The following is a 26,825-nucleotide window of genomic DNA, read 5'->3' on the forward strand; positions in this document are numbered from 1 at the left end:
AGCGACGGGTTGGCGGCTGTCGATACTGTGGACGGCCGGAAGTCGCTGCACCGGTCGGGAGCGGTAGGTGGCAGAGGAAACGTACGGGGAGGACGAGAGCGCCCCCGTGTTCTTCCTCAGCTACGCCCGCACGAAGAACCAGGTGGTGGCGCCCCCGCGCGACACCAACCAGAAGGTCTTCCAGCTCTTCGTCGACCTCTCCGACCACGTCGTCGAGCTGCTCGGGCTCGGCCCGGGACGGACGGCCGGATTCATGGACCGGATGCTCGACGGCGGGCAGGTGTGGACCGAGGACCTCGCCTACGCCGCCGGCCACTGCCAGGTCTTCATCCCGTTGATCTCGCCGCACTACCTGAAGAGCCCCTGGTGCGCGAAGGAGTGGGACGCGTTCACCCGGCGGCAGGTCCTGCGCCGGCCGGGCGCCGGGCCGTCGGCCGGCGAGACGCCGGTCATCCCGGTCAACTGGTCGGTGGTGGAGCGCCGACAGGTGCCGGTGGTCGTGTCGCGGCGGCAGATGTTCACCCCGACCCGGCTGCCCTCGGACATCGCCCCGCAGTACCACGACGAGGGCATCTACGGCCTGCTCAGCCTCGGCAAGAACGGCAAGGACGCCTACGACGCCGTGGTCTGGCGGCTGGCGCAGCGCATCGCCCGGGCCTACCAGACGCACTGGGTGCGGGCGGACGTCCCGACCGACGTGCGGCAGTTGCGCGAGACGTTCGAGGAGGTCGGACATGACGTGGTCTGACCTCCCGGAGGTCCGCGCCGTCCCCCGCCGGGAGACCTACTTCTTCCTCAGCTACGCGCACTCGGTGCCGCTGTCGGCCGCGTCCCGGCCGGACACCGACTACTGGGTCAGCCGGTTCTTCCACGACCTGGCCGCGGCCGTACGGCGCGGCGCCACGAGGAGCGGCGACCTCGACGCCGGCTTCTTCGACGGCCAGGTCAGCCCCGGGGCCGACCTCAGGCAGACGCTCACCGAGGCGCTCAGCCTCGCCCACGTCTTCGTGCCGCTGCACTCGCCGAACTACTTCCGCAACGCGTGGGCGCTGGGGGAACGCGAGTCCTTCCGCAGCCGCCTCACCCGGCTCGCCCCGGCGCGGGCCGAGCGGCACCTGTTGCCGGTGCTGTGGCTGCCGCTGCCGTCCTGGGGCGACCGGCCGGAGACGACGCAGGCCCTCGACCTGGTCCCCGACGCCGACGACCGGGCCGACTACGCCGAGAACGGTCTGCGCGCCCTCTGCAAGCTCAGCGCCTACCGCCGGCAGTACGAGAGCGTCCTCGCGGCGCTGGCGGCGCGGATCGTCACGGTGACCGAGACGCAGCCGCTGGCCCGGTCCCGGGCGGCGACGTTGTCCAGCCACCCGGTGACCGACGGCGGCGGCCCGGCGCTGGTGGTCACCACCCTCACCGACCACGCGCGGTGGCGGCCGTACGCCGGGCAGCACGAGCTGGCGGTGGCCGACTACGTCGCCGCGACCGCCGAGCGGCTCGGCCTGCCCACCCGGGTCGTCGACCTGCCGGCGGCCCGCGCCCTGGCGCCGGAGAGCCCCACCGTCGTGCTGGTGGACGCCGCGACCGGCGCCGCCGCCGCCCGGGCCGCGCTTGCCGGCCTGCCCCGCTGGGTCGTCCCGTTGGTCATCGCCGCCGACCACGAGCGTGGCGAGTCGGCGCCCGAGTCCATCGCCGGTACGTTGCAGGACGCCGGATTCCCCCGGGTCCTGCCGGCGCGCGCGATCGAGGAGTTCGAGCGTTGCGCGCCGCTGCTGGTGACCGAGGCCCGCAAGCAGTTCCTCCGGCACGGTCCGGTGGACCCGCCCGACGGCCCGGCCACCCCGAAGCCGAGCCTGCGGCCGTCCCGGCCGTCCGACGGCCCGCCGGGCACCGGTCCGGGCCTGCCGCCGGTGCGGCCGTTCGACACGACGCGAGGGAAGGACGAGCGATGACGCCATCGCGCGAGGGCCAGGTCGTCACCTTCTACTCCTACAAGGGCGGTACGGGCCGCACCATGGCGCTGGCCAACACCGCGTGGATCCTCGCCGCGAACGGCCAGCGGGTGCTCGTCGCCGACTGGGACCTGGAGTCTCCCGGCCTGCACCGGTTCTACGCCCCGTTCCTCGACCAGGAGCAGGTCGCCACCACCGGGGGCGTGATGGACCTGATCCTGGACTACGAGTGGGAGAACGCCCGCCGGCGCGAGGAGGCCGACGCCGGGCCCCGACCCGGCGACTGGCACCGGGAGTACGCCCGGGTCCACCGGTACGCGTTCTCGGTGGGTTGGGAGTTCCCCGGCGGCGGCAGCCTCGACCTGCTGCTGGCCGGCCGACACAACCCCGACTACGCCACCAGCGTGACGGGCCTCAACTGGGACAACTTCTACAACCGGCTCGGCGGCGCGCAGTTCTTCGACGCGCTGCGCGAGGACATGAAGCGGCACTACGACTACGCCCTGATCGACAGCCGCACCGGGATCAGCGACGTCGCCGAGATCTGCACCATCCACCTGCCCGACGTCCTGGTCGACTGCTTCACCCTCAGCGACCAGGGCATCGACGGGGCCGCCGCGGTGGCCGCCCGGGTGCGCGACTACGAGGGGCGGCGGGCGCGGCGGGTGCTGCCCGTGCCGATGCGGGTCGACGACGGGGAGAAGGGCAAGCGCGACGCCGGCCGGTCGTTGGCCATGCAGCGGTTCGCCGGCCTGCCGGGGGGCATGACCGACAGCGAGCGGCAGGCCTACTGGCTGACCGTCGAGGTGCCCTACCGCGCGTACTACGCCTACGAGGAGACGCTGGCGACGTTCGGCGACGAACCGGGCGGCCGGACCACGCTGCTGTCCGCGTACGAGACCTTGACCAGCCACATCACCAACGGCAGGATCACCGGGCTGCCCCGGATGGACGACCAGTTGCGCCGCCGGACGGTGCAGCGCTTCGAGCGCAAGCCGACGGTCGTGGACGAGCTGATCGTGCTGCGGCACGTGCCCGAGGACCAGGTCTGGGCGGAGTGGGCGCAGGCCGTGTTGAACTCGGCCGACCTGCGGGTGGTCACCGCCGCCCTGGACGGGCCGGCGCCCGAGCCGACGGGCGCGGCCTTCCGCGAGGTCCGGCTGGTCTCCCGGGCCTACCTGGCGGCCCGGCGCGCCCGCCCCGAGACCGACCGGGGCGCGCCGAGCTGGCTGGCCGTGCACGTCGACGACACCCCGCCCGTGCCGGACGTCCCGGTCGGCAGCTGGACGGCCGTGCACGACCTCACCGCCGAGGACGCGGCGAACCACCTGCTGAAGCTGGTGGGGCGCACGGTGGGCGCGGCCGGCCTGCGTCCCGCCCGCTTCCCGGGCGTACGCGCGACGGTCTTCAACGCGCCCGCCCGCAACGCCCGCTTCACCGGGCGCGAGGACCTGCTGCGCCGGCTCCGCGAGGAGCTGAAGGCGTCGGGCGGCGGCGGCACCCCGGTCGCGCTGCGGGGCGGCCCCGGTCTCGGCAAGACGCAGCTCGCCATCGAGTACGCGCACCGGTTCCGGGGCGCGTACGACATCATCTGGTGGGTCGCCGCCGACCCGCCCCAGTTCGTCGACGTGATCATGACGGAGCTCAGCGAGGAGCTGGGCCTGCCGAGCCAGACGACGATCCCGGAGACCAACCGCGCCCTGCGGCAGCGGCTGGGGCAGACCGAACGCCGCGCCGACGGCAGCCCGCCGCCGCACTGGCTGCTCATCTTCGACAACGCCGACCAGTACGAGGACGTCCGGCCCTACCTGCCGCAGGGCAACGGCCACGTGCTGGTCACCACCCGCAATCCGGACTGGGGCGACCTGGCGCGGGCGGTGGACGTGGAGGCGTTCGAGCGGGGTGAGAGCGTGGCGCACCTGCGCGCCCGCCTGGGCGAGCACCTGATGAGCGTCGCCGAGGCCGAGCAGGTCGCCGACGCCGTGGAGAACGTGCCGATCTTCGTCGCCACGGTCGGGGCGTGGCTGGCCGACACCCGGACGCCGGTCGACGAGTACCTGGCCGGGCTGCGCCGCACCGGGCTGGAGACGGAGGTCTGGGACCTCCCGCTGCAACGGCTCAGGGAGGGCTCGCCGGGGGCGTACCGGCTGCTCCAGCTCGCGTCGGTGCTCGCCCCGGAGATCTCCCTCGACCTGCTCTACAACGACGAGGTGGCCCAGGTCATCGCCCCGCACGATCCGGTGGTCGCCGCCCGGGTCGCCGACCGGGTGTCGGAACGCGACATCGCGGCGGCGCTGGTGCAGCGGATGAACAAGCTCGCGCTGATCAAGCTCGACCCGCACGCCCACCGGGTGCAGGTGCACCGGCTGTTGCAGACGGCCCTGCGCGCCCGGATGTCCGACGACGAACTGGTCACGGCGAAGCACGAGGTGCACCGCATCCTCGCCGGGTCGCGACCGCCGGGCGAGGTGGAGGACCCGGCGAACCGGCAGCGGTTCCGGATGCTCTGGCCGCACCTCGACGGCTCCGACGCGATCTCCTGCCGGGACGACAACGTCCGGCAACTGGTCATCGACCGGGTCCGCTACATCTACGTCAACGGCGGCTACGAGCAGGGCGAGCGGTACGCGCGGGAGACCGAGGCCGTCTGGTCGGCGCTGCTGGCGGAGTTGGCGCCGGACGGGCCGGAGCACCGCAGGCTGCGCGTCCAACTGCTGCACCTGCGGTTCAACTGGGCGAACGTGCTGCGCAGCCTCGGCCGGTTCGAGGAGGCCCACCGGCTGGACGAGGACACCCTGCGCCAGCAGGAGGAGCTGATCGGCGACAGCCACCCGCACACGCTGATGACCGCCGGTGGCTACGGGGCGGACCTGCGTACCCTCGGCCGCTACCGGGAGGCGCTGGAGCGCGACCTGCGGACGTACGCCGCGTCGGTCGACGTCTTCGGCGAGGACCACCGGCGCACCCTGACCGCGGCGAACAACCTGGCCGCGTCCTACCGGCTGATGGGGATGTTCGACAAGGCCCTCGACGGCGACGAGGCCACCTACCGCCGGCTGCGGGTCGTCCTCGGCCCGGAGCACCCGAACACCCTGGCGTCGGCCAACAACCTCGCCCGCGACCTGCGGGAGACCGGCGACTACGAGGGTTCCGTGGCGCTGTTGCGGGAGGCGGTGACGGGTTACCAGAGCCTCTTCGGCGAGCACTCCCGCGACCTGCTCACCGCGCAGGCCAACCTGGCCGCGTCGCTGCGCAGCACCGGGGAGATCGCCGAGGCGGCCCTACTGCTCGACGAGACCTACCAGCGGCTGCTGGCCACCCTCGGGCCGGCCAGCCCGGACACCCTGTTCAGCTGGCTCAGCCGGACGGCGAACCTGATGTTGCAGGGGCAGGGCGCGCAGGCCCTGACGGAGCTGGGCGAGGTGGAGCAGATGTTCGTCCGGGTGTTCGGCGCCGAACACCCGTACACGCTGGTCTGCCGGATCAACCTGGGCGTGGCCCTGTGGGACGCCGGCGACACGGGCACCGGTCGGTCGCTCACCGAGGCGACGACGCGGACGATGCTCACCACGCTCGGCGACCGGCACCCGTTCGCCATGGCGGCGGCCAACAACGTCGCGGTCTTCACCATCCTCGCCGGGGAACCGGAGAAGGGACGCGACCGGCTGCGGGCCGTGGTCGCGCAGCTCACCGAGGTGCTCGGAGCCGAACACCCGGACACGCTGCGCAGCCGGGGCAACCTGGAGACCGCCCAGCAGGCGTTGTCCGGTGGGCGGGTGAGCATCGGCCGGATGCGGATCGCCGACCGGCTCGCCAACCGGATCGGGCAGCACCACCCCAGCGTCGTGGTGCTGCGCGACGGGCGGTACGTGCGCCGGGTGCTCGACCCGCACCCCTACTGACCGGGCCGGGCGCCGATCAGCAGGGTGGCGTCGAGCGCCGCGTCGGGGTCGACGAGCCAGCGCAGGATGCGCGGCAGCTCCTCGACCGCGTCGAAGTGCGCCGCCCCGGGGCGGACCTCCATCTCGGCGCCGGGGATCTGCGCGGCCAGCCAGCGGCCGTGGCTGACCGGGGCGAAGTTGTCGTCGGCGCCGTGCCACAGCCGCACCGGCGTCGCCGAGGTGTCGATCGCCCGGAGGTCGAACGCCCACGGGCGGCGGAACGCCAGCACGTCGTCGATCCACCCGTACGGCCCGGAGCGGAGCGCCTCCGCGTAGGTGTCGGTGATGAGCCGGCGCAGCGCGGGGTCGTTGACCGCCCGGCGGTCCGCGGTGCTCATCTCCGTCCTCAGGTCCGCCAGGAGCAGCCGCGGGTCGGCGGCGGCCCGCTCGGCGCGCCGGCGGATCTCCTCGACCACGGCCGCGGTGTCGGGGCTGCCGACGCCGAACCCGCGCACGTTGCCGGTGTTCATGCCGCCGACCCAGTCCAGCTCGATGGCGTTCCACGGGGCGAGACTGACCAGCACCGCCACCCGGGTCACCCGGCCGCGCAGCCGGGCGTCGGCCGCGCAGGCGAGGGCGTGCGGGCCGCCGCCGGAGCGCCCGACGACGGCGAACTTCTCCACGCCCAGGTGGTCGGCGATCGCCTCCACGTCGCGGGCGGCGTCGGCGACGTCACGGTCCTCGCGCCGGTCGGAGTCGCCGTAGCCGGGCCGGTCGTAGGCGATCAGCCGGACGCCCATGCGGTAGAGGACGATGCCGCGGGGCTTCGGGCCACGGCGGCTGCCGGGTGTGCCGTGGAGCAGGAAGACGGGGAAGCCGTCGGGCGCGCCGGTCACCTCGTACGCCACGCGTCTGCTGTCCTCGCGTTCGGCGAAGTCGGCCCCTGGCTCGCCGTCTCGGGTCACTCCGTCCTGCCCTTCGGTGCCGCAACCAGCCAATACTCGCAACCCGGCATCGAGTAGAGACGATGTCTGACGGCTCCACTCAGCAATCGAGCCTAATGGTCGGGCCCGCCGCGCCGCTATGCCGAGCGGGAACAACGGGCCGGATCTGTCGGAAACGACACCTACGGTCCACGTCGGCTGGAACTTCCGGCGACCCCTTCGACCGGGACGCCGGTGGCGGGTCCGCACCGGGCCGGTCCGGCCCGGCGACGGCGGCCCGGGGCGGACCTCGGCCGGCCACCGCGGGTCCGGCGTTCCGCGCCGGTCAGGCGGCCAGCGCCTCCAGGGCGTCGTCGAGCAGGGGCTTCCGGCCGTCGGCGAAGACGTCGAGGAACTCCTCGCCGGGCGCGGCCCAGAACCGGGTGCGCGGCTCGTCCCGCCAGTCGCAGGTGATCTCGCAGCCCCAGGAGTGCAGGTACGTCCGCTGGTCCGCCTGCCCACGGTGGAAGAGCGGGTCGCCGACGATCGGGAAGCCGAGCCACGCCAGGTGGACGCGGATCTGGTGGCGCCGACCGGTGACCGGCTTGAGCACCAGCAGCGTACGGTCGCCGCTGACCAGCGCCGTGGCGAAGTCGGTACGCGACTCGTAGGAGGGCTTGGACCGGTCGACGGCCGACTCCGGCAGCGCGAAGCGGCGGCGGTCGGCGTCGTAGCGGATGGCGTCACGCTCTCCCGCGATCCGGATGGTCCCCTTGCGGCCCGGCCGCAGCGGCAGGTCGATGGTGCCGCGCTCGGGCAGCCGCGCCCCCTCGACCCAGGCCAGATAGCGCTTGTCGGCGCCCCGGCTGGCGAACTGCCGGGTCAGCGACGCGTGCGCCGACGGCGTCCTGGCCAGCAGCAGCAGCCCCGAGGTGACCTTGTCGATGCGGTGCACCCAGTGCACCGGCTCCCCGGCGGCGGCGGCCAGGTCGGTCAGGGACTCGGTGTGCCGCTCGCCCATCACGGAGATGCCCGGCGGCTTGTCGAGCACGAGCAGGTGGTCGTCCTCGTGGACGGGCTCGCGCCGAAGTTCCGACCAACTGAAGGTGGTCATCATCGCCTCGGCTCTCGACTGTCCTGAGCTGCTCCGGGTCGCCGACGGCCGCGCCCGGGGCAGCGGTGACGCGCGGAGCGGGGGTCGCACCGGCCAGGTGGGCCGGCAGGGCGAAGGATACCAACCCGACGACTGCGGGCCCCCGGCGTCGAGTGGCGTCGCGTCGGCGCTCCGGACCACGCCGTGGGCGGGCGGGAGACCGCACGGCGTGCGGCCTGCCGTCCGGCCGGACGGTGGACAGGAAGAACCCGCCCGCCTCCGTCAGCCGCTCACGCGCCCGGGAGCAGGGCATCGGCTCGGCGCGCCTTCGCTGGCGAAGGACGGTTCCGCGACCGGCTCACGACCCACCGTATTCCCGTTCGAACGGCGACAGCGTGATGGGGGCGGCACGGAGAGCATCGCGGCGTGCGGGTGCCGGCGAGCGGCCGGCCCCGTAACCTGAGGTGATGATCATCAGGGTCGCCACCGAGCAGGACTGGACGGACATCTACCCCTTCTACGCCGCGATCATGGCGGAGGGGAAGACGTATGCCTTTCCGCCGGACCAGTCCCTCGAAGAGGCCCGGCCCTGGTGGATGGAGCAGCCCCCGGGCAGGACCGTCGTCGCGGTGGACGGCGACGTCGTCGTCGGCTCGGCCAAGATGGGCCCCAACCGGCCCGGACGGGGTTCGCACGTGGCCACGGCGTCCTTCCTGGTCGATCCCGCGCACCAGGGCAGGGGTGTGGGCCGGGCACTCGGTCGGTACACGCTCGACTGGTGCCGCGCCGAGGGATTCCACGGCATCCAGTTCAACGCGGTGGTCGAGTCGAACCACCCGGCCGTGCACCTGTGGCGTTCCCTCGGTTTCGACGTGATCGGCACGGTCCCCGAGGCGTTCGACCACCCTCAGGACGGCCTCGTCGGACTGCACGTCATGTACCAGCGGCTGCGGTGACGGCCGGGGCCGGGGGCTCCGCCCCGACCCCGGCCCGGTCATCCGCCGGCGCGGTCGGCCGCCCGGGTCACCAACGCTCGTCGTGCAGCACGGTGGACAGCGGCGGTCGGGCGGCCGGCCGGAAGGTGCTGCCCGTGTACCAGGCCGTCGGCACCAGCGCCACCTGGTGCACCCCGGAAGGGATGCCGAGCAGCCGGGCCACCTCGGCCTCCCGACGCAGGTGGGCGGTGGTCCAGACGGTGCCGAGCCCGCGGCTGCGGGCGGCCAGCATGTAGCTCCAGACGCCGGGCATCACCGACCCCCACAGCCCGGCCTGGTTGCCGGCGGGCAGCGGGTCGGGGGTCACCACGCAGGCCAGCGCCAGCACGGGTACCGCGCCCATGTTCGCGGCCAGGTGGACGGCGCTGGCCAGCGACCGGTTCCCGTCCGGCGGCGGCCGGTCCGCCCCTCCACCGGCCGCCGCGAGTTGCTCCTCGAAGGCGGCCCGGTAGATGGTCCCGAGCCGGCCTCGGGTGCCCGGGTCGGTGACCGTGATCCAGTGCAGGGCGTTGCGACCGGAGCCGCAGGGCGCCTGCTGCGCGACGCGCAGGCACTCCTCGACCAGCGACCGGGGCACCGGCCGGTTCAGGTCCAGGCGCCGGCGCACGGCGCGCGTGGTCGTGAGCAGGGCGTCCGGAGTCAGCGGGTCAGCCACCTACGGCACCGTCCCACTCCAACGGCAGCTCCCACAGGCCCCGGACGTACATGTCCGTACGCCACCGCAGCTCCTCTTCCGGCACCGCGATCCGCAGCCCGGGCAGCTTCTCCAGCAGCATCGCGACGCCCACCCGCAGCTCCAGGCGGGCCAGCTCCGCGCCGAGGCAGTGGTGCGCGCCGAACCCGAAGGCGACGTGCGGGTTCTCCGCCCGGTCCGGGTCGATCCGGTCCGGGTCGGCGAAGACGTCGGGATCGCGGTTCGCCGCGTCCGGGACCGGCACCACGACCTCGCCCTCGGCCACCACCGAGCCGTCGGAGAGCGTCACGTCGGTGGTCGCCACGTGGGGCACGCCGCCGCTGCCGTTGGCGCAGACGTGGCGCAGCAGCTCCTCCAGCAGCGGATCGAGCGAGGCGGGGCCGCCCCGGGCCCGTTCGACAAGCTCGGGTCGACGCAGGATGTGGTACAGCACGACGGCCAGCACGTTGCTGGTCGTCTCGTACCCGGCCATCAGCATCCCGGCGGAGAGGACGACCACCTCGGCGCGGCTCAGCTGCCGGTCGGGCCGCTGCTGGGTCAGCATCCGCACGATCAGCCCGGACGGCGCCTCGCCCCGGTCGAGCCGGGCCCGCAGCGTGTCGACCAGGTCCGCGAAGTACCCGTGCATCTCCCGGTGGCAGCGGTCCACCTCCTCGCTCGGAACCCGGTTGATCGACATCATCGAGTCGACCCACGGGCCGAAGCGCGGCATGTCCGCCTCGGGCACGCCCATCAGCCGGCACATCACCCGCAGCGTGAACGGCACCGTGAAGCGACCCACCACGTCGGCCGGACGCGGCCCGGCCGCGAACTCGGCGAGCTGCCGCCGCGCCAGGTCCTCGACCATCGGCCGCAGCCGGCTCACCTGGTGCGCGGTGAAGGCCGGCGCCACCGTGCCCCGTCGCCGGGTGTGCACGGGCGCGTCCGTGGTGATCAGGGGCAGCGAGTCGGCGCTGCGGGCGAAGAGCGTCCCGGCGGTGTAGGCCGAGCGGCTGAACCTGCGGTCGGAGAGCACCAGCCGGACGTCCGGGTACCGGGTGACGAGGAGCGCCTCCCGGCCGCTCGGCAACCGGACCCGCCCGGGCCGTGGCCGGGCGCGCATCGCCGCGTACTCGGCCGGTGGTTCCACCGAGGGGTCGACCGCGAAGGGGAACGAGGGCAGGTCGCTCATGCGCTTGCCACCTCCTGCAATATGCTGGCGAGCTGATAGGTGGCGAACGTGCCGAGCAGGAACATCGCCGCCGACGCGTACGGCCAACGGGGTTGCCGCTCGGCCCAGAACCGCCGCGCGCCGAGGGCCGGCAGCGCCAGCGGCAGCACCACCAGCCAGACCGGCCAGTACGGCGCGTCGTCCCGCGCGGTGGTGACCAGCAGCAGCACGACCGACGCCAGCGCCGCACCGACCGCCAGGGCCGCCGTGGCGGGGGCGCCGAGCGCCTGGGAGTACGTGCGCTCGCCCGGCCGGGGCTGCCGGGTCGTCTTGCGGCCGAACTCCAGGTGCAGGAACGCCAGCGCGGAGACCACGATGCCGACCGCGCCCGACCAGGACGGCGCCAGCCCCGTCGAGTGCAGCACGCCGGCGTAGAGGAACGCGTTGATCAGGAGCTGGACCGGGAAGTTCACCACGAAGCCGACCAGCAGCGCGTCGCCGGCCGGCCAGCGCAGCCGCTGGTCCGCCCAGAGCAGCGCGAAGGCGTACCCGAGCTGGGCGGCGAGCACGCACATCACCGGCCACCGCCAGGCGTTCAGGGCGAGGACCAGCACCGTGCCGGCGGCGATCATGACGCCCAGGTCCCGGACCCCCACCACGCCCCGCGCCAGCGGCCGGTCCGGATTGTGCGTCCGGTCGTAGTCGAGGTCCCGGATGTCGTCGATGGCGCGCATCATCAGCAGGTTCACCAGCAGGGTGAGCGCGCTGACCAGCGTGCCGACGTCCGGCAGCCAGCCGTCGATCCGCACGTCGGCGACCGCGCACACCGCCGCGCCGCCGAGCGCCCAGAGCACCGCGTACGGCACGTACGCCTTCGGCGGGTAGCTGCCGGCGACGTAGCGCGACAGCCGCCGGATCAGACCGTCGCCGGGCTGGTGGCCGGGACGCTGCGGACCGTACCGTTCGCCCCGTCCACCTCGATCCACGAGCCGTCCTCGATCAGGGTGGTGGCGTCCGGCACCGCGACCACCGTCGGGATGCCCAACAGCCGGCCCGTGATCGCGGTGTGCGAGAGCAGGGTGCCCCGCTCCACCACCATGCCGCGCGCCACCATCATCAACATCAACCATCCGGGGTCGGTCTCCTTAGCTACGATGATCCGGTCACGGCAGGTCTCCGCCGGTGTCGACGGGTCCAGCACGACCCGCGCCTGCCCGCGCACCACTCCCTTGCTCGACGGCAGCCCCTGCAACCGGACCGGCCCGCCTGCGCCGGCCGTGGCGCTGGCGACGGGCGCGGCCAGGGAGGCCGGCATCGGCCGGTTGTAGGGGGTGGCGGGGCGGATGCCGAGATCCGGGCCGTCGGCCGCGGCCAGTCGCTCCGCGCGGCGGCGCCGGACGATCGCGCGCAGGTCGGTGTCGACCACCGTCCCGTCGTACGCTCCGAGCACCTCCTCTACGGTGAGGTCGAGCACGTCCAGTCGGTCGTCGAGCTGTCCCGCCTCGGTGAGCAGCTCCCCGAGCCGCCACATGACGTGCCGGGTCAGCCCGTAGAGCTGGCTGCGGCAGTAGCGGGTGTCCTCCCGGGTCCGGACGAAGAAGCGCAGCCCCGCCGCGAGGGTCCGGATGACCAGCCGGCGACCCGCCGAGCGGCAGTTCTGCCGCAGCTCCCGTTCCGCCTCGGCCCGGCTCTCCAGTTCCCGGGCCCGGCTCTCGGCGACGGTCAGGCCGCTCTGCACCAGGGGCCGCAGCATCGTGATGATCATTCCGGGTCGCTGGCGGGGTGAGGCCTCCTCCAGCTTGAGGTCGTGCGGCGCGCGGTCGCCGTACCGGCGCAGGTGCTCACGCGCGGCGTCGGCCACCTCCGTGCCGTACCGTCCGTCGGTCACCTCGCGCCAGAGCGCGTCGGCCGCGTCGTCGTCGCAGTTCCGCACCCGTTCGGCGAGTTCCGGGTGCTCGGCGAACAGTTGGGCGAGGGCGATTCCCGACCGCACGCCGAGCACCGAGCGGTTCTCCCGCCCGCCCATCAGCAGGCCCCCGAGGGTGCGCTGCTCGTCGCCGTCCACCCAGCGGCGCACCAGCGCCGAGGCGAGGGTCGCCGTGCCGAGCATGAAGAAGGTGTTGACCAGGGTCACGCCCCACCGGTGGCCGACCTCGCTCCAGAGCCGGCGGTAGCAGGCGATCAGCTCCTCCGGCGTCCACTCGTCGATGCCGCGGGAGTCGTCGACCAGCGCGTCCCACCACCGGAGGAACCGCCGCACGGAGCCGGGCAGCCGGGCCAGCCTCACCGCCAGCCCGGGCACGCTGGGCAGCGCCCGCAGCACCTCGGCGCGCGACGGACGGTAGTCCCCGGCCAGCCCCATCGACCGCTCCCACCAGGGGCGGACCAGCACGAAGCCGGGGATCTGGTGGTGCAGGACGAACCAGGCGTCCAGCCGGTAGTAGACCCGCCCGCCCAGCAGCCCCACCATGCGGCTGAGGTGGTGCTCGTTGGACCGCAGCCGGTGTTCCGGCACGCCCATCCGGCGGTACACGTCCCGGAAGATCAGTCGGTAGAACACCCGCGCCTGGGAGTACGTCAGGGCGCCGGACACCCCCGGATAACTCTCGGTGATGTTGTGGTTGCTCCAGGGCACGGCGCCGTCGTCGGCCGCATCGGCCTCCCGGGAGCGCTCGGGCGAGGCACTCGTGAAGACCACCGGCCGGGCCTGGAGCAGGTGCACGGTGCCGTCGGGGGTGATGGTGCCCTCGATGTCCTGCGGCGGGCCGAAGAACCCCTGCACCCGCGCGGCCAGGTCGGCCACCTGACGGGCCTGCTCGTCGGTGAGCACGGGCGCGGTGGCGAGTTCCGCCGGCACGGGCTGGACCATCGGTCCCGTACCGTCCGCGGCGGGAACGACCATGTCCCTCTTGACCACGGTCTCGGCGCGCACGGCCCCGGTGGCGTTGTCGACGAAGAAGTGGTCCACGTCGGCGCGTTCCTGCACGACCCCCTCGCCGATGCCGTGGGCGGCGGCGACCACGCAGGAGTCCGCCCCGGTACGCGGATCGCGGCTGAACGCCACGAACGAGCGGGTGCCGGGGATCATCCGTTGCACGCCCACCGCCACCCGGGCCGACACGGGGGGAAGGCCACGCCGGGCCCGGTACAGGATCGACTCCGGGTTCAGGCCGGACGCCCAGCAGTCGAGGACCCGCCGCCGGACGTCGTCCGGCGCGACGTACAGGAACGAGTCGGTCAGGCCCGCGAAGGCGTCGTTCACCCCGTCCTCGCCGTTGCCGTCCGCGTCGGCCACCACGCACGCCCGTACCGCCAGCAGGTGGTCCGGGGCGGCGAGCGCGGCCACCGCCGCGTCGAGTTCGGCGGTGACCTCCGCCGGCAGGGTGACCGCCCGGAGCTCGTCGGCGGTCCGCTTCGCCCAGTCCAGCAGTTGGTCCGGATCCGCGTCCGCGCCCGGCGCGGTCGCCATCAGCGCGGCCGTGGCCTCGTCGAAGGCGAGCACCGACAGGCAGCAGAACCCGGGCACCGGGAAGCCGGCCGCGCGGAGCTGCTCCTGCCGGGCGAACTTGTGCCCGACCAGCGTCGGATCGGACAGCCGCGGATCCCCGGCGTGGATGATCGACATCACCACACCCCCGGCACGAGCCGGGCGCGCCCGGTGGCGAACTCCGGGTAGCCCGGCGCCGACCAGAGCACCCGCTCCTCGGTGCGGATCCGCCAGATCAGGCCGCCCAGCAACGCCAGCAGCGCCAGCACGCTGACCGGGCTGAGGAAGTAGAGCACGAAGCCGAGGTTGGCCAGCAGCATCCCGGCGTACGCCGGGTGCCTGACCAGCCGGTACGGCCCCCCGGTCACGATGGGGTGCCGGTCCCGGCGCAGCACGTGGTGGGTGTAGAGGGCCCCGAGGGCCCGGATCGCGGTCAGCCGCAGGGCGATCCCGGCGACGAAGAGCACGATCGGGGGGATCATCCACCACGAGAACCGGGACCAGGGCGCGGCCGGCACCATCGCGACCACGACCAGCGTCAGGCGGGCGCAGGCGTAGACCGCCAGGGTGCGGATCTCCGCCGCGGGCTGCGCGGGCTTGCGGAAGGTCACCGGGATCTCGACGCTCAGCCAGATCAGGTATCCGACCGCGAGCAGCCCGGAGATCAGGTGGGACGGCTCCCCTGCCGAGCTGAGGTACCAGACCCCCCGGACGACGAGCACGGTGAACGCGACCACGAAGAGCAGCCGGGTCAGCACGGTGACCGGGTCGATCCCGGCGCGTGCCCTGGTGGTGGCTTCGGGCCGGGTCACGCCTGCCCCCCGGTGCTCGCGGTCGGACGCCGGAGCCGGTCGTAGACGGCGGGGGTCGCCACGTAGTAGCGGAAGCCCACGTGCCCACGGGGGACGCCGTCGACCAGGACCCTGATGGTCAGGCTGAGCCGGCCCCGGGCGGGCGGTTCCGGCGTCCAGTTCAGCGCGATGTCGCCGGACAGGTCGCCGGGCAGGTCCGCGTCCAGGTCGAGGAGGACGAACGTCGCGCCCGGGCGGGACCGGCCAGCCACATGGTTGATCATGGTGGCGAACTGGCGGGCGGCGTCGACGACGAGTTCGACCCGGGCCGGCGCACCGGGGGGACCGGCGAGCGGATGGCCCGTCGGCGGCCGGCGGACGGCGACGGAGTGGTCGGCGTCCATCGCGGAGATGAGCACGTTCTCGGGGTGTTGGCGGTGGACCAGCGCCGGATCCGCCGGGGGCGCCGGGGCGGACACCCGGGTGCCCGGGACCTCGGGTCGGTACGGCTCTCCGGTCCGGAAACCGACCGTCCCCTCGCAGACGGTGGTCTCGCCCTGGAACGCCCGCAGCCCGATGTCGCCGGCGGTGCTGGCGCCGTCGCCACCGCTCGCCGCCAGGTGGCCCACGAACGCCACCGAGCGCGCGGGCGCCGGAACGACCGCCTCGAGGCCGACCGGCTCGCCCAGTTCGCAGAAGAGGGGGAAGCGCAGCGAGACGAGCATCTGCCGCCGGGTCCCCTCGATGCCGACGTCGGCGGACCTGAGCAGCTCGAACAGACCGCAGACGAGCGCCATGCCGGGCAGATGGTCGAGCGGATGGTCGAAGAAGTAGGGGTCGTGCGGGTCGACGACGAGGGCGGCGGACCACCGGTCATGCACCGTCCCGCCCTCCCGCGCCACGCGGCTGACCAGCTTTCCACCACTCGTCCGGCCGGGCTGAGAGGTCTCGAGATGCTCGGTTCCCAACGACATAGGACCTGCCCTTCGGTCTGATCGGAGACCATGATCCTCAATGGGAGTTCCGCTGCCAGCTTCTTTCAAATTGCGGTTTTCCATTGGCGTGGGCAGATGGGAACGCGCATACCGGAGTTCGTGGGAATTCCACTTGTCCCGGTCCGCGACATACGACGCGGACCGCGTCGGATGTCCCGGGAAAGGGTGGTTGGGGTGTGTCCCGTCCGGTGGTCGTCCGGCCGGCCGGATCGCGTCCTCACCTGGGCGGAAACACCCGCCGGGGGCAGGGCGGCGCGGGTGCCGGGCCGCCCCGGTCGGCGTCGGGATCGGCCCGCCTCGGGGTTGCCCGCGGCTGCGGGAGCGCCCCGAGGCGGCCCGGCGTCGGAAACCGGACACTAGACGGAGCCTCGCGATCGCCACCCCCGTTCGGAGGTCCGGCGACGAGCCCCAGCGAACCGACCGTGGAACGCGCGACGCCCACAACGTGCGGGCGCCGTCGCGTCCGCCGGAATCATCCGCCCAGCGGAGCACCCCGCCAGCGCCATTCCCGCAACCGGGGGCGTCCCGGCAGCTCGATCCGGCCGGTGGACCACCGCAGCGCCGCCCACGGGTCCACCCCGGCCAGCTCCCGCACCGCTTCCGGAAACAGCCGGGCGAGGACCCGGGCGCACACGTCACGTGGTGGACGGAGGGCCAGGCCGAGGCCCTGCGCGATGTCGTCGCCGTGCAGCAACGTCTCCGCGCAGCCCATCGCGGCGAAGCCCTCCGGATCAGCCTGGCCCGTGGGGTGGTAGGCCCGGACATCCGGGCCGGACGTGCGTACCGTGGCCGCCAGAAGACGGCCAGCCACCTCGACGAACTCCAGAACCTCCGCCGGGGAGGCGTCCTTGTCGGCGTTCGCCACGAAGCACACGAACCGCTTCTCGGGCCGGGCGACGAGCTGACCCGCGAACGACATCAGGCAGTCGCCGACGTGCTCGGCGGCGTGCCAGCAGTCCCACTCCAGGTCGCCTGCCCGCGCGGACCAGTCCAGGCCGGTCGCCGGTAGCAGGCTGGCGACGACGCTGGACACTGCGACATCGAGATCATCGGCGGTGACCGCCACTGTTTCCTCCAGTTCCGCGCGGCGGACGCCGTGCCCGCCGTAGCCGGTGCACACCTTGCCTGCGGGGTGTGACGAGCCCGCCGGTGGTGGTGGGAGTCCGAGAGGGGAGCGCAGGGCCTACCGACGCAGTTCGAGCGACATGTGCGCGGACAGGGCGCGCAGGAAGTCGGGCGCGTCGAAGACGGCACCGGCGGAAGCGACACCGACGGTCCTGGTCCGTCCCGTGAGGATGCGGTGGACGGCCTCGACCGCGAGCGGCGCGCTGACGGCGTAGATGTCCCGGCCGCCGGCCACGGCGCGCCGTTCCGCCCCGCCGGAGCGCACGACGACGTCGACGAGGAAGGTCTGCGCGGACCGCCCGCGATCGTCGGCGGCGGCCGGTGCCGGTGTGTCCGGAGCCGCCAGGTCGCCGGCCGCCTCGACCGTCATGTAGGTGCGGACCTCGGGGATGGCCAGGTGGCTGGGGACGGTGACGACGTCGGCCATGCTGAACTCGCCGATCACCGCCCGGCTCCCCACCGGGTCGGGGAAGGCCCACGTCAGGGTGGGCGGGGCGTCGTCGCGGTACTCCAGCCGCCCGTCGCGGTAGCGGACGCGCCGGCCGTCCCTGCGCTGCCGGGAGACCGTGCCCGCCGCGCGGGTCCCGGGCGTGGGGTGCCAACCGCTCAACCCGTACGCGACATGCGCCTCGTCGGCCACCGTCCAGTCGCCCATCGCCGCCGTGACCAGCAGGTCGCCGAGGCCGCCGAAGAAGGCCATCGCGGGAACCACCACGGTCCCCGCGGCGCGGGCGCGCTCCGCGAAGTGCGCGAAGGTGTCGAGGTTGGCCTCGATCTCGGCGGCCACGTCCACGTACGGGATGCCGGCGCGCAGCGCGGCCTCGATCACTCCAGCGGCGGTCACGGCGAAGGGCCCGGCGCAGTTGACCACCGCTGCCGCGCCGGCCAGCGCGCGGTCGAGCGAGGCCGGGTCGTCGACCGAGGCCGGCCGGATGTCGAGCCCCGGATGGAGCGCCGCGAGCGCCCGCAGCTTGTCCGCGTCGCGTCCCGAGAGCAGCGGGACGAACCCGCGGGCGCGCAACTCCGCCACCACGAAGCGCCCGGTGTGCCCGTAGGCGCCGAAGACCGCCACCGTCCGATCCGATCCCATCAGCTCTCCCAGCCCCGTGCCCGATTGATCAACTGTGACCATCCTGGCCGTGGAGGCGCACCGCCGCGAGTGTCTGGAACGCCATGCCCCGTACAGTTTCGGACATGGGTACCGTCGCGCTGGCCGTCACCGACGGGATGCTGCACTTCGAGCTGTCCCTGGCGTACGAGGTCTTCGGATCCGACCTGACCGGCCTGGCCGACCCCTGGTACCGCCTCACCGTGTGCGGACCGGCCGCGGTGCGGGTGGGCCGGTTCCTGCTGGAGCCCGACTGCGGGCTCGACCAGCTCGCGCACGCCGACACGGTGATCGTCCCCGGGTGGGTCGACGTCGACGAGGACCCGCCCGCCGACCTGGTCGACGCGGTGCGCGCGGCCCACGAGGCGGGCGCGCGGGTGGCCTCCCTGTGCACGGGCGCGTTCGTGCTGGCCGCCGCCGGCCTGCTGGACGGCCGACGGGCGACCACGCACTGGGCGCACACCGAGGCCCTGGCGGCCCGCCATCCCCGGGTGGAGGTCGATCCGGACGTGCTCTACGTGGACGACGGCAGCGTGCTCACCTCCGCCGGCAAGGCCGCCGCGATGGACCTGTGCCTGCACCTGGTCCGCCTCGACCACGGCGCGGCGGTCGCCAACACGCTCGCCCGCCGCCTGGTCGTGCCCCCGCACCGGGCCGGCGGCCAGGCCCAGTTCGTCACCGCCCCGGTGCCCGCCCGGGACGACCACCCGCTCGCCGCGCTGTTCTCCTGGGCGATCGAACGGCTCGACCGCCCGCTGACGGTGGAGGACCTGGCCCGTCAGGCGAACATGAGCTCGCGCAACCTGGGCCGCCACTTCAGGTCGGTGGCCGGCACCACCCCGCTGCGATGGCTGCTGACCCAACGGATCCGGCACGCCCAGGAGCTGCTGGAGACCACCGGCGACAGCATCGACGCCGTCGCGGCGGCCACCGGCATGGGCACCGCCGCGACGCTGCGCCGACACTTCAACCGCACCGTCGGCGTGCCCCCGGAAACCTACCGCCGCACCTTCCGCAGCTCGCGGTCCAGCGCTCGATGACGGGCCGCCACCGGGGGCAGCGAGGCTCGACCTGTCCCGCCGCGACGACCCCTCAGGCCTTGCGGAGCCAGAACGTCAGACCCAGCGACTCGTCGCTGAACGCCTCGGCGTCCGCCCACGTGGGCGTTCCGGGGGCGTAGTCCGTGGCGAGCACCTCGTCGGCGACCAGCTCGCCGTGCTCGGCGAGCGCCGTCGCGGTGTCGTCCGCCGACGCCTGGTAACGCAGCACGATGCGGTCGGCGACGTCGAGGCCGCTGGTCTTGCGGGCCTCCTGGATCTGCCGGATCGCGTCGCGCGCCACCCCGGCGCGCCGCAGCTCAGGCGTGAGCTGCAGGTCGAGTGCCACGGTGGCACCGCTGTCGGAGGCCACCGCCCAGCCCTCGCGCGGGTTCTCCGTGATGATCACCTCGTCCGGGCCCAGCGTGACGCTCTCGCCACCGACGACGATCGTGGCCGTGCCGGTGCTGCGCAACTCGTCCTTCAGCGCGGCGGCGTCGGCGCCCGCGATCGCCTTGGCGACGGCCTGCACCTCCTTGCCGAACCGCCTGCCCAACGACCGGAAGTTGGCCTTGGCGGTGGTGTCGACGAGCGATCCGCCGGCCGTGACGACCGACGACACCGACCCGACGTTGAGCTCGGCGGCAACCTCGGCGAGCAGCTCCGGAGGCAGGTCGTCGAAGCCCGAGGCAGAGGCCAGCGCGCGCGACAGGGGCTGGCGGACCTTCATCCCCGAGTCGGCGCGGGCCGCCCGGCCCAGCTCGACCAGCCGCCGGGCGAGCGCCATCTGCACCGCGAGTTCCGGGTGGACCAGGGAGTCGTCGGCGACCGGGTACGCGGCGAGGTGGACGGACGCCGGCGCGTCCGGCGTCACCGGCACGACCATGTCCTGCCAGACCCGCTCGGTGATGAACGGGGTGATCGGCGCCATCAGCAACGTCACCGCCGTGAGCGCCTCGTGCAGGGTCGCCAGCGCCGCCCGGTCCCCACGCCAGAACCGGCGGCGGCTGCGCCGCACGTACCAGTTGGACAGGTCGTCGACGAAGGCGGCGAGCAGCTTGCCCGCCTCGTGCGTGTCGAACGCCGCCATCGCCGCGTCCACCCGCTGGATCAGGCTGTGCGTCTCGGACAGCAGCCACCGGTCCAGGAGCGGGCGGTCGGCCGGGCGCGGGTCCGACGCCGAGGGGGACCAGCCGGCGGTACGGCCGTACAGCGACTGGAAGGCCACCGTGTTCCAGTAGGTCAGGAGGGTCTTGCGCACCACCTCCTGCAGAGCGCCGTGCCCCACCCGGCGCGCCGACCAGGGCGATCCGACCGCGGCCATGAACCAGCGCACCGCGTCGGCACCGTGCTGTTCCATCAGCGGGATCGGCTCGAGGATGTTGCCCAGGTGCTTGGACATCTTGCGGCCGTCCTCGGCCAGGATGTGGCCCAGGCAGACCACGTTCTCGTACGCCGACCGGTCGAACACCAGCACGCCGATCGCCATCAGCGTGTAGAACCAGCCCCGGGTCTGGTCGATCGCCTCGGAGATGAACTGCGCCGGGTAGCGGCTCTCGAACAGCTCCCGGTTGCGGTACGGGTAGCCGAACTGGGCGAACGGCATGGCGCCGGAGTCGTACCAGGCGTCGATCACCTCGGGCACCCGGGTCGCGTCGGCGCCGCAGTGGCAGGCGAACGTCACGTCGTCGATGAAGGGCCGGTGCGGGTCGAGCTCGGACAGGTCCCGGCCCGCCTTCTCACCCAGCTCGGCCAGCGAGCCGACGCAGGTCAGATGGCCCTCGGCGCAGCGCCAGACAGGCAGCGGCGTGCCCCAGTAGCGTTGCCGCGACAGCGCCCAGTCGATGTTGTTGACGAGCCAGTCGCCGTACCGGCCGTGCTTGATGGTGGCGGGGTGCCAGGTGGTGCGCTCGTTCTCGCGCAGCAGGGCGTCACGCACCGCGGTGGTCCTGATGTACCAGGAGGGCTGCGCGTAGTAGATCAGCGCGGTGTGGCAGCGCCAGCAGTGCGGATAGCTGTGCTCGTAGGCGATCTCGCGGAACAGCAGCCCACGGGCGGCCAGGTCGGCGACCAGCGGCGCGTCGGCGGCCTTGAAGAACAGCCCGCCGACGAGCGGCAGGTCCGCCTCGAAGGTGCCGTCGCGGCGCACCGGGTTGATCATCGGCAATCCGTACGCCCGGCAGCTCGCGAGGTCGTCCGCGCCGAAGGCCGGCGACTGGTGCACCAGACCGGAACCGCTGTCGGTGGTGACGTAGTCCGCCAGGATCACGATGTGCGCGTCCGGTGCCTCGACCAGGTCGAACGGCGCCTGGTAGGTCCACCGTTCCAGCTCACGGCCGGTGAAGGACTCCCCCGTGGCCTTCCACCCGTCGCCGAGCAACGGGGCCAGCAGCGGCTCGGCGACCACCAGTTGCTCGGTGCCGTCGGTGGCGACCACGTAGGTCACCTCCGGATGCACGGCGACCGCCACGTTGGAGACCAGCGTCCACGGGGTGGTGGTCCAGACCAGCAGCGACGCCCGCCCGGCCAGCGGACCCGAGGTCAGCGGGAAACGCACGTACACCGACGGGTCGACGACGGTCTCGTAGCCCTGGGCCAGCTCGTGGTCGGAGAGGGTGGTCTGGTCCTTCGGGCACCACGGCGCCACCCGGAAGTCCTCGACCAGCAGGCCCTTGTCGAAGATCTGCTTCAGCGACCACCACACCGACTCGATGTACTCCGAGTCCATGGTCCGGTAGGCGTCGCCCAGGTCGACCCAGTAGCCCATCCGTCGGGTCAGCTCGGCGAAGGCGTCGGTGTGCCGGGTCACCGACTCGCGGCAGCGGGCGTTGAAGTCGGCGATGCCGTAGCGCTCGATGTCCTGCTTGCCGTTGAGCCCGAGTTCCTTCTCGACGGCCAGCTCCACCGGCAGGCCGTGGCAGTCCCAGCCGGCCTTGCGGGCGACGTGGAAGCCCTTCATCGTCCGGTACCGCGGGAACATGTCCTTGAAGACCCGCGCCTCGATGTGATGGGCGCCGGGCATGCCGTTCGCGGTGGGCGGGCCCTCGTAGAACACCCATTCGGGGCGTCCCTGGGACTGCGCCATGCTGCGCGCGAAGATGCCCTCGTCGTTCCAGAACCGCAGCACCTCGTGGTCGAGGGCGGTCAGGTCGACCTGGTTGGCAACGGGACGGTACATGGCTCCTCCGTCGGACGGTGTCCTGCTCCGGCGAAGGGACGAGGCCGGGGCCCCGCGGTACCACCCTTCTTGGCCGCGTGCGGCCCCCTCATTAGGGTTCGCGGTCGGTTCTACTCGGCCTCGCGGCCTTTCCTCCGACGGCTCCGGGGTGATCTTCCCGTCGCGCACACCCCCGGGCTCACACCATCCCCAGGTCGCTACCGGCTGCGTGCGGCGGTACTCGTCCCCATCTGCGCCTTGCGCTCCCATGCTATCCCATCGGATCGCCCGGACGTCACGACCGAGCGCCCCGCCCCCTCCCGGAGGGCCGGAGGCTCCACCGGCACGGCGTCGGTCCTCGACGGCGCCAGTCAGCGGGTCTTCTTCGTCGCCCGCTTGCGGGGTGGCGTCAACACGTCGGCGATCGCGGCGATCGCGGACGGCACCAGGCGGTAGTACGCCCAGACGCCGCGCTTCTCACGCTCGAGCAGGCCGGCCTCGGTGAGGATCCGAAGGTGGTGACTCACGGTGGGCTGGGAGAGACCGAGCGGCGCGGTCAGGTCGGTCACCGACGCCTCGCCCTCCGGCGACGACTGGATCAGACTGAGCAGTCGCAGCCGGGCCGGGTCGGCGAATGCCTTAAGCACTCCCGCGAGACGCTCGGCATCAGCGCGCTTGATCGGCTCGCCAGCAAGGGGCGAGATGGCAGGCGTCGTAGTTTTCGCAGTTCCCACGTCTTGCATCGTTGCAGCAACGCCACCGATAGGCCTGCCAAACGAGGGCGGGATCACGATGGGTCCGCCGGAGGGAGCGATACGAGTTGCGCGCGCAGCCGGGCCGACGAGCACCGACCTCCCACCTTGCGGGAGATCACGGCACAGCCGGGAAAAGATCAAGGCCGTGATCAGCTTCTAGCTGGTCACGGCCTTGATCAGTTGTGCGCCCGAAGGGACTCGAACCCCTAACCTTCTGATCCGTAGCTCCGGGCGATGCGATCTCCTACGGCCGTCCCCGACGTCGGGCAGCTTCTGGTCGCCGCCTGGCAGCTCTTGCGGCTCGCTCGGTTGCTGTACATCGCTGCTGTACGTGTTGACCTGGGCGCCGTTGTGCCCAATCCGCACGAACCGGTCGGACGGGCAGCGGTAGCCCCGCCCCAGCCACTTGGTGCACAGGGGCCGAAGCGGACGAGCTACCGCCCGGGCGCCGACTTCCTCGCCGTTGCCAGAAAGCCGGTCAAGCAGAGTTCTAGCCGTCGCGCTGTAGCGTCTACCGAAGCCGTTGGATAGTGTATTACGTCGTGGTACGGTGGAGTGACCGTGAAATCAACTGGACCGATGACGCCGAAGCTCACATAGCTCGGCACAGCGTGACCCCCAGCGAAGTAGAGGAAGTGATCTACTCCCGCCCCCGATTGATCACGGGCGGCAGGGGGGACACCACGCTGGTGTATGGCACGACGAACGCAGGAAAGTACCTGCTGGTGGTCCTGAGCGAGGCCGCGGACGGCCGATGGTACGTGGTCACATCCCGCGGGATGACACCCAACGAAAGACGCGTCTTCGAGGCGAAGGGGCGATAAATGACCAAGATGGATGATCTTCGCAAGTACTACGACACCGCCGACACCTCAGTAGAGATGGAGGCCGCTCTCGAGAGCGGCACCGCTCGCTGGGAGACGGCAACGGCGGAAGACCCAATGGTGGGCACGTCACTTCGCCTGCCTCGCTCTCTACTCGAAGCGGTGCGAGCGGAGGCGTCTGCTCGCCACGTCCCCACGACAACTCTGATCCGAGCATGGATCACCGAAGCCCTGACCCACACCAGTCAAACTTCTGCACCTTCCAATGAAGAGCTTGGGCGCGAAGTTCAAGAGCTACGGAAGGCGCTTCGGGCTCTCACGACGCTCGTACATCAAGGCACGAGCGCTGAAGGCGCGATCGTCGCGCAGGGGCGAGCCGCGAGGGGTACGGGCAGGGGTAGGGGGAGGGGAGTGAGGCTGCCTTTCGGCAAACCCGCCGCCGCCCCCAAGTCAGGTGCGTACGAAACTCCAAGCCCCAGTCAGTCTGGAAGCAGGCGGGCTGCCACGTCAGTAACCGTGACGAAACAGCCAAAGTCGGGCAAATGGAAGGGTGCCGTGAGTTCTGCCTTGAGCGCCAAGGGAGAGGCAACCCGGATGAAGACGGGGTTGGGTAGTAGTAGCCACAGAGGTAGCAAGTAGCAGGAAGGCTCCTTCCACCTAAGCACCTCTGGTGCGGCGCTACGAAGACCACTTGGGCGTAGCCCGTGGCGGCAGTCTGAGGTATGTTCATGATCACCTCCTCATCCGAACAAGTGATCTAATGCCTCAAAGGACGCAAATCACCCTAACTCGCCCTCCGATCCCACTCATCGCCGGCGTGTCGCGCACGCAGCTCGTTGCAAGTGGAGGTGTAGACACGCAAAATTTCATGCGTGGAACTACACCCCCGTATCCGCGAGGTCTTGGTCGAGATCGAAGAGCGGAACAGCGAAGGCTTGCCGTACGTGACGGCGGCGTTGGACGCAGCGATCCAGGAGACCTACGCGCAGAGCGCCGCAAAGTTCCGACCCCAGGATCTGCGTGGCGTGGTTCTGGCGACCAATGTCCGGAATCTCGTGCTCTGGCACACGGCCCAGCCGGAGTTCGCGAACTCTGGCTTAGACGCCCACGAAGGGGGGAACTGCTCGGTCGTGTTGCACGACTCGCAGGACGTCCCGATCCGGGTCCGGAAGCACCCGCGGAAGCGCAGCAAGAAGCGGGAGCTTGTGCCGATCACCAACCCCGACACGCTCTTGACGCCCATCACCCACCCGGAGGAAACCACTCTCTTCGGGACGGATTGGCTTGCCGCGTCGTGGGAGCCTACGGTGCTCTGGGATGCCGATCCCGCGACCCAGTCTCTTCGCAAGGCATGGCTGGGCGCCCTAGAGAAGGACGTGGATGCCCCGCGCGTTTTCGGGCGCATTCCAATTCCTATCGGCTCGCCCGACCTCTATGCCAAGAATTCGGACAAGCCCACGGTCAACCTGGACTTCGACGACCTCTTCTACAACGAGGGCACCGGCAACGATCCAGCCTAAATTACCTCTTGAATGAGAGAATCGTCGGTGACAGATCATGCTAATTACCGTATACGGTGATCGCGTTCGCGCCGCCCGTATCCTTCGTCGCATGAAGTCGTCCGACGTGGCCGCGAAACTGGGCTGGCCAGCTTCGAAGCAGACTCGCCTCGAATATGCGGACAGGTCCTACCTTCATGCGGCACAGTTGAAGGACATGAGTCAGTTACTTGACTTCCCCGAGAAATACTTTCAGCAGATCCCTCCGGCCTCACTCTCGCCGGAGGATTTGCTATTCCGTGCGCCTGTAGCCACACCAAAGAAGGAGAAGGCGTACCTCGCGGAATTCGCGAGAAGCGTGGGCGAAGTTCTTGAATGGCTAGACGACTACCACAGACTTCCGCCTGTGAAGATTCCCTCGCTGCCACCAAACACTTCCACAGCTCGGGCGGCCTCGGAGGTGCGAAGGAGCCTAGGATTGGCAGAAGACCAGCCGATCGCGCACCTCACGCACCTAGCGGAGCGAGCTGGCGTACCGGTGGTCATGCGCGGCAGCACCCGGCCTGTAACCCTCCATGATCCAGATGAAGCCGGCTATGAAGCCGTCACTGAAAAACACCTCGGTTATTCTGCTCACGTAGGACAGCATGGCGACAGGCCGGTTACAGTAATTAGAGCTAACCATTCGTGGGAAAGGGTGCGATGGACGGTTGCCCATGAGATCGGGCATGTAACTCTTCACGCACGAGGCGTCGACGAGAAATCAGAGGACCAGGCGAATTCCTTTGCCAGCGAACTGCTTGCGCCAGCGAGATTCGTAAAGGATGAACTCCCTACTCACGTGACGCTCGCCTCCCTAACCGAACTGAAGCTCAAATGGGGCATCTCCCTGGGCGCGCTAATCATTCACCTAAACACCAACAGGCTTATCGATTCTGAGCGATTTGAAACACTGCGGCGACAATTGTATACGCGCACGAATTCGGCTACAGGGCGAACTTGGGGCAGAGATGAGCCTGGATGGGATGCGCGGGAAGTTGAGAGGCCGCGGCTCCTGGCTACTTGGATGGAGCGCTGCTTGGGAGTTGCAGCACCCCATGCAATAGCTCAGCTTTCCGGATTGTGGCCATCCGACATCATTGCATCAATGATTAGTGGTCAACGCGAAAAGAGCGCGAATAGCCACGAAAAGCCTGCACCAAAACCGGGGGTCGGAGGCAACGTTGTAGAACTCGACAGGTGGAGGCGCGAAGCCTGAGCCAGCCTCTCCTGCCATCCCGTCTGCCGCCGACCCACACACCGTGGAGCGGGCCAGGGCCAGGGTGACAAGGTGGAGCGCCCTACCGGACGTACGACCTTGTCGCC

The 26,825-nt window shown here is 71.6% G+C and carries 19 protein-coding genes; 7 read left to right on the forward strand and 12 right to left on the reverse strand.

The window, feature by feature from the left end; all coding sequences use genetic code 11:
- Window positions 1-67: 67 nt before the first annotated feature.
- Genes ACSNN9_RS14640 through fxsT form a run of 3 tightly spaced genes read left to right on the forward strand, consistent with a single transcriptional unit; the run spans window position 68 to window position 5,848 of the window.
- Window positions 68-748: a TIR-like protein FxsC gene (locus tag ACSNN9_RS14640; RefSeq protein WP_436673629.1), complete on the forward strand. Its 681-nt coding sequence runs from the start codon at window positions 68-70 to the stop codon at window positions 746-748.
- Entirely contained in the window at window positions 735-1,946 is a 1,212-nt protein-coding gene (locus ACSNN9_RS14645; protein ID WP_436673631.1) for a TIR-like protein FxsC, read from the forward strand. Before ACSNN9_RS14640 ends, ACSNN9_RS14645 begins: the two co-directional genes overlap by 14 nt.
- Entirely contained in the window at window positions 1,943-5,848 is a 3,906-nt protein-coding gene (gene fxsT, locus ACSNN9_RS14650) for an FxSxx-COOH system tetratricopeptide repeat protein (protein ID WP_436673633.1), read from the forward strand. Before ACSNN9_RS14645 ends, fxsT begins: the two co-directional genes overlap by 4 nt.
- On the opposite strand, the gene ACSNN9_RS14655 is transcribed toward fxsT, so the two are convergent.
- Window positions 5,842-6,792 carry an alpha/beta fold hydrolase gene (locus tag ACSNN9_RS14655; RefSeq protein WP_436673635.1) on the reverse strand — a complete coding sequence of 317 codons (951 nt, stop codon included), beginning with the start codon at window positions 6,790-6,792 and terminating at the stop codon, window positions 5,842-5,844. The genes fxsT and ACSNN9_RS14655 overlap by 7 nt on opposite strands.
- A 304-nt stretch (window positions 6,793-7,096) precedes the next feature.
- Window positions 7,097-7,864: an RluA family pseudouridine synthase gene (locus tag ACSNN9_RS14660; RefSeq protein ID WP_436673636.1), complete on the reverse strand. Its 768-nt coding sequence runs from the start codon at window positions 7,862-7,864 to the stop codon at window positions 7,097-7,099.
- Between the two features lie 446 nt (window positions 7,865-8,310).
- Between ACSNN9_RS14660 and ACSNN9_RS14665 the strand changes: the two genes are divergently transcribed.
- Entirely contained in the window at window positions 8,311-8,799 is a 489-nt protein-coding gene (locus ACSNN9_RS14665) for an N-acetyltransferase family protein (protein WP_436673638.1), read from the forward strand.
- A 67-nt stretch (window positions 8,800-8,866) separates the two neighbouring features.
- On the opposite strand, the gene ACSNN9_RS14670 is transcribed toward ACSNN9_RS14665, so the two are convergent.
- From ACSNN9_RS14670 to ACSNN9_RS14705, 8 genes are all read right to left on the reverse strand, one after another.
- Complete coding sequence (locus tag ACSNN9_RS14670; RefSeq protein ID WP_436673639.1) at window positions 8,867-9,493, reverse strand: nitroreductase family protein; 627 nt, start codon at window positions 9,491-9,493, stop codon at window positions 8,867-8,869.
- The gene (locus ACSNN9_RS14675; RefSeq protein ID WP_436673641.1) at window positions 9,486-10,703 is read right to left on the reverse strand and encodes a cytochrome P450; all 1,218 of its coding nucleotides are present in this window, start codon (window positions 10,701-10,703) and stop codon (window positions 9,486-9,488) included. Before ACSNN9_RS14675 ends, ACSNN9_RS14670 begins: the two co-directional genes overlap by 8 nt.
- On the reverse strand, window positions 10,700-11,668 hold the full coding sequence (locus ACSNN9_RS14680; protein ID WP_436673643.1) for a hypothetical protein: 969 nt from the start codon (window positions 11,666-11,668) through the stop codon (window positions 10,700-10,702). Before ACSNN9_RS14680 ends, ACSNN9_RS14675 begins: the two co-directional genes overlap by 4 nt.
- The gene (locus ACSNN9_RS14685; RefSeq protein WP_436673644.1) at window positions 11,599-14,307 is read right to left on the reverse strand and encodes a PEP/pyruvate-binding domain-containing protein; all 2,709 of its coding nucleotides are present in this window, start codon (window positions 14,305-14,307) and stop codon (window positions 11,599-11,601) included. Before ACSNN9_RS14685 ends, ACSNN9_RS14680 begins: the two co-directional genes overlap by 70 nt.
- Window positions 14,307-14,981 carry a methyltransferase family protein gene (locus ACSNN9_RS14690; protein ID WP_436673646.1) on the reverse strand — a complete coding sequence of 225 codons (675 nt, stop codon included), beginning with the start codon at window positions 14,979-14,981 and terminating at the stop codon, window positions 14,307-14,309. The genes ACSNN9_RS14685 and ACSNN9_RS14690 overlap by 1 nt, the downstream gene beginning before the upstream one ends.
- Window positions 14,978-15,841, reverse strand: coding sequence for a hypothetical protein (locus tag ACSNN9_RS14695; RefSeq protein ID WP_436673648.1), 864 nt, complete (start codon window positions 15,839-15,841; stop codon window positions 14,978-14,980). The genes ACSNN9_RS14690 and ACSNN9_RS14695 overlap by 4 nt, the downstream gene beginning before the upstream one ends.
- A 586-nt stretch (window positions 15,842-16,427) precedes the next feature.
- On the reverse strand, window positions 16,428-16,988 hold the full coding sequence (locus ACSNN9_RS14700; protein WP_436673649.1) for a hypothetical protein: 561 nt from the start codon (window positions 16,986-16,988) through the stop codon (window positions 16,428-16,430).
- Between the two features lie 150 nt (window positions 16,989-17,138).
- Window positions 17,139-18,170 (reverse strand): saccharopine dehydrogenase family protein, encoded by a 1,032-nt coding sequence (locus tag ACSNN9_RS14705; protein WP_436673651.1) that lies wholly within the window; start codon window positions 18,168-18,170, stop codon window positions 17,139-17,141.
- A gap of 104 nt (window positions 18,171-18,274) precedes the next feature.
- On the opposite strand from ACSNN9_RS14705, the gene ACSNN9_RS14710 reads away from it, so the two are divergent.
- The gene (locus tag ACSNN9_RS14710; RefSeq protein ID WP_436673652.1) at window positions 18,275-19,228 is read left to right on the forward strand and encodes a helix-turn-helix domain-containing protein; all 954 of its coding nucleotides are present in this window, start codon (window positions 18,275-18,277) and stop codon (window positions 19,226-19,228) included.
- Window positions 19,229-19,280: 52 nt separating this feature from the next.
- On the opposite strand, the gene ileS is transcribed toward ACSNN9_RS14710, so the two are convergent.
- Entirely contained in the window at window positions 19,281-22,403 is a 3,123-nt protein-coding gene (ileS, locus tag ACSNN9_RS14715) for an isoleucine--tRNA ligase (RefSeq protein ID WP_436673653.1), read from the reverse strand.
- A gap of 350 nt (window positions 22,404-22,753) precedes the next feature.
- Window positions 22,754-23,125 (reverse strand): ArsR/SmtB family transcription factor, encoded by a 372-nt coding sequence (locus tag ACSNN9_RS14720; protein WP_358086671.1) that lies wholly within the window; start codon window positions 23,123-23,125, stop codon window positions 22,754-22,756.
- A gap of 1,708 nt (window positions 23,126-24,833) precedes the next feature.
- Here ACSNN9_RS14720 and ACSNN9_RS14725 point away from each other — a divergent pair.
- Together ACSNN9_RS14725 and ACSNN9_RS14730 are read left to right on the forward strand one after the other, a co-directional pair.
- A complete protein-coding gene (locus ACSNN9_RS14725; protein ID WP_436673655.1) occupies window positions 24,834-25,481 on the forward strand; it encodes a hypothetical protein in 648 nt (215 codons plus the stop codon).
- Between the two features lie 91 nt (window positions 25,482-25,572).
- Window positions 25,573-26,718, forward strand: coding sequence for an ImmA/IrrE family metallo-endopeptidase (locus ACSNN9_RS14730; RefSeq protein ID WP_436673656.1), 1,146 nt, complete (start codon window positions 25,573-25,575; stop codon window positions 26,716-26,718).
- Window positions 26,719-26,825 lie beyond the last annotated feature (107 nt).

It is taken from the genome of Micromonospora sp. URMC 107, from assembly GCF_051386315.1.
In the GTDB taxonomy this organism is placed as follows: Bacteria; Actinomycetota; Actinomycetes; order Mycobacteriales; family Micromonosporaceae; genus Micromonospora.

What these genes read in the sequence shown, in the direction of transcription:
- ACSNN9_RS14645 (WP_436673631.1), top strand. Translation starts at nt 735, where the DNA reads ATGACGTGGTCTGACCTCCCGGAGGTCCGCGCCGTCCCCCGCCGGGAG.
- fxsT (WP_436673633.1), top strand. Translation starts at nt 1,943, where the DNA reads ATGACGCCATCGCGCGAGGGCCAGGTCGTCACCTTCTACTCCTACAAG.
- ACSNN9_RS14660 (WP_436673636.1), bottom strand. Translation starts at nt 7,864, where the DNA reads ATGACCACCTTCAGTTGGTCGGAACTTCGGCGCGAGCCCGTCCACGAG.
- ACSNN9_RS14665 (WP_436673638.1), top strand. Translation starts at nt 8,311, where the DNA reads ATGATCATCAGGGTCGCCACCGAGCAGGACTGGACGGACATCTACCCC.
- ACSNN9_RS14675 (WP_436673641.1), bottom strand. Translation starts at nt 10,703, where the DNA reads ATGAGCGACCTGCCCTCGTTCCCCTTCGCGGTCGACCCCTCGGTGGAA.
- ACSNN9_RS14685 (WP_436673644.1), bottom strand. Translation starts at nt 14,307, where the DNA reads ATGTCGATCATCCACGCCGGGGATCCGCGGCTGTCCGATCCGACGCTG.
- ACSNN9_RS14705 (WP_436673651.1), bottom strand. Translation starts at nt 18,170, where the DNA reads ATGGGATCGGATCGGACGGTGGCGGTCTTCGGCGCCTACGGGCACACC.
- ACSNN9_RS14710 (WP_436673652.1), top strand. Translation starts at nt 18,275, where the DNA reads ATGGGTACCGTCGCGCTGGCCGTCACCGACGGGATGCTGCACTTCGAG.
- ileS (WP_436673653.1), bottom strand. Translation starts at nt 22,403, where the DNA reads ATGTACCGTCCCGTTGCCAACCAGGTCGACCTGACCGCCCTCGACCAC.
- ACSNN9_RS14720 (WP_358086671.1), bottom strand. Translation starts at nt 23,125, where the DNA reads ATGCAAGACGTGGGAACTGCGAAAACTACGACGCCTGCCATCTCGCCC.
- ACSNN9_RS14730 (WP_436673656.1), top strand. Translation starts at nt 25,573, where the DNA reads ATGAAGTCGTCCGACGTGGCCGCGAAACTGGGCTGGCCAGCTTCGAAG.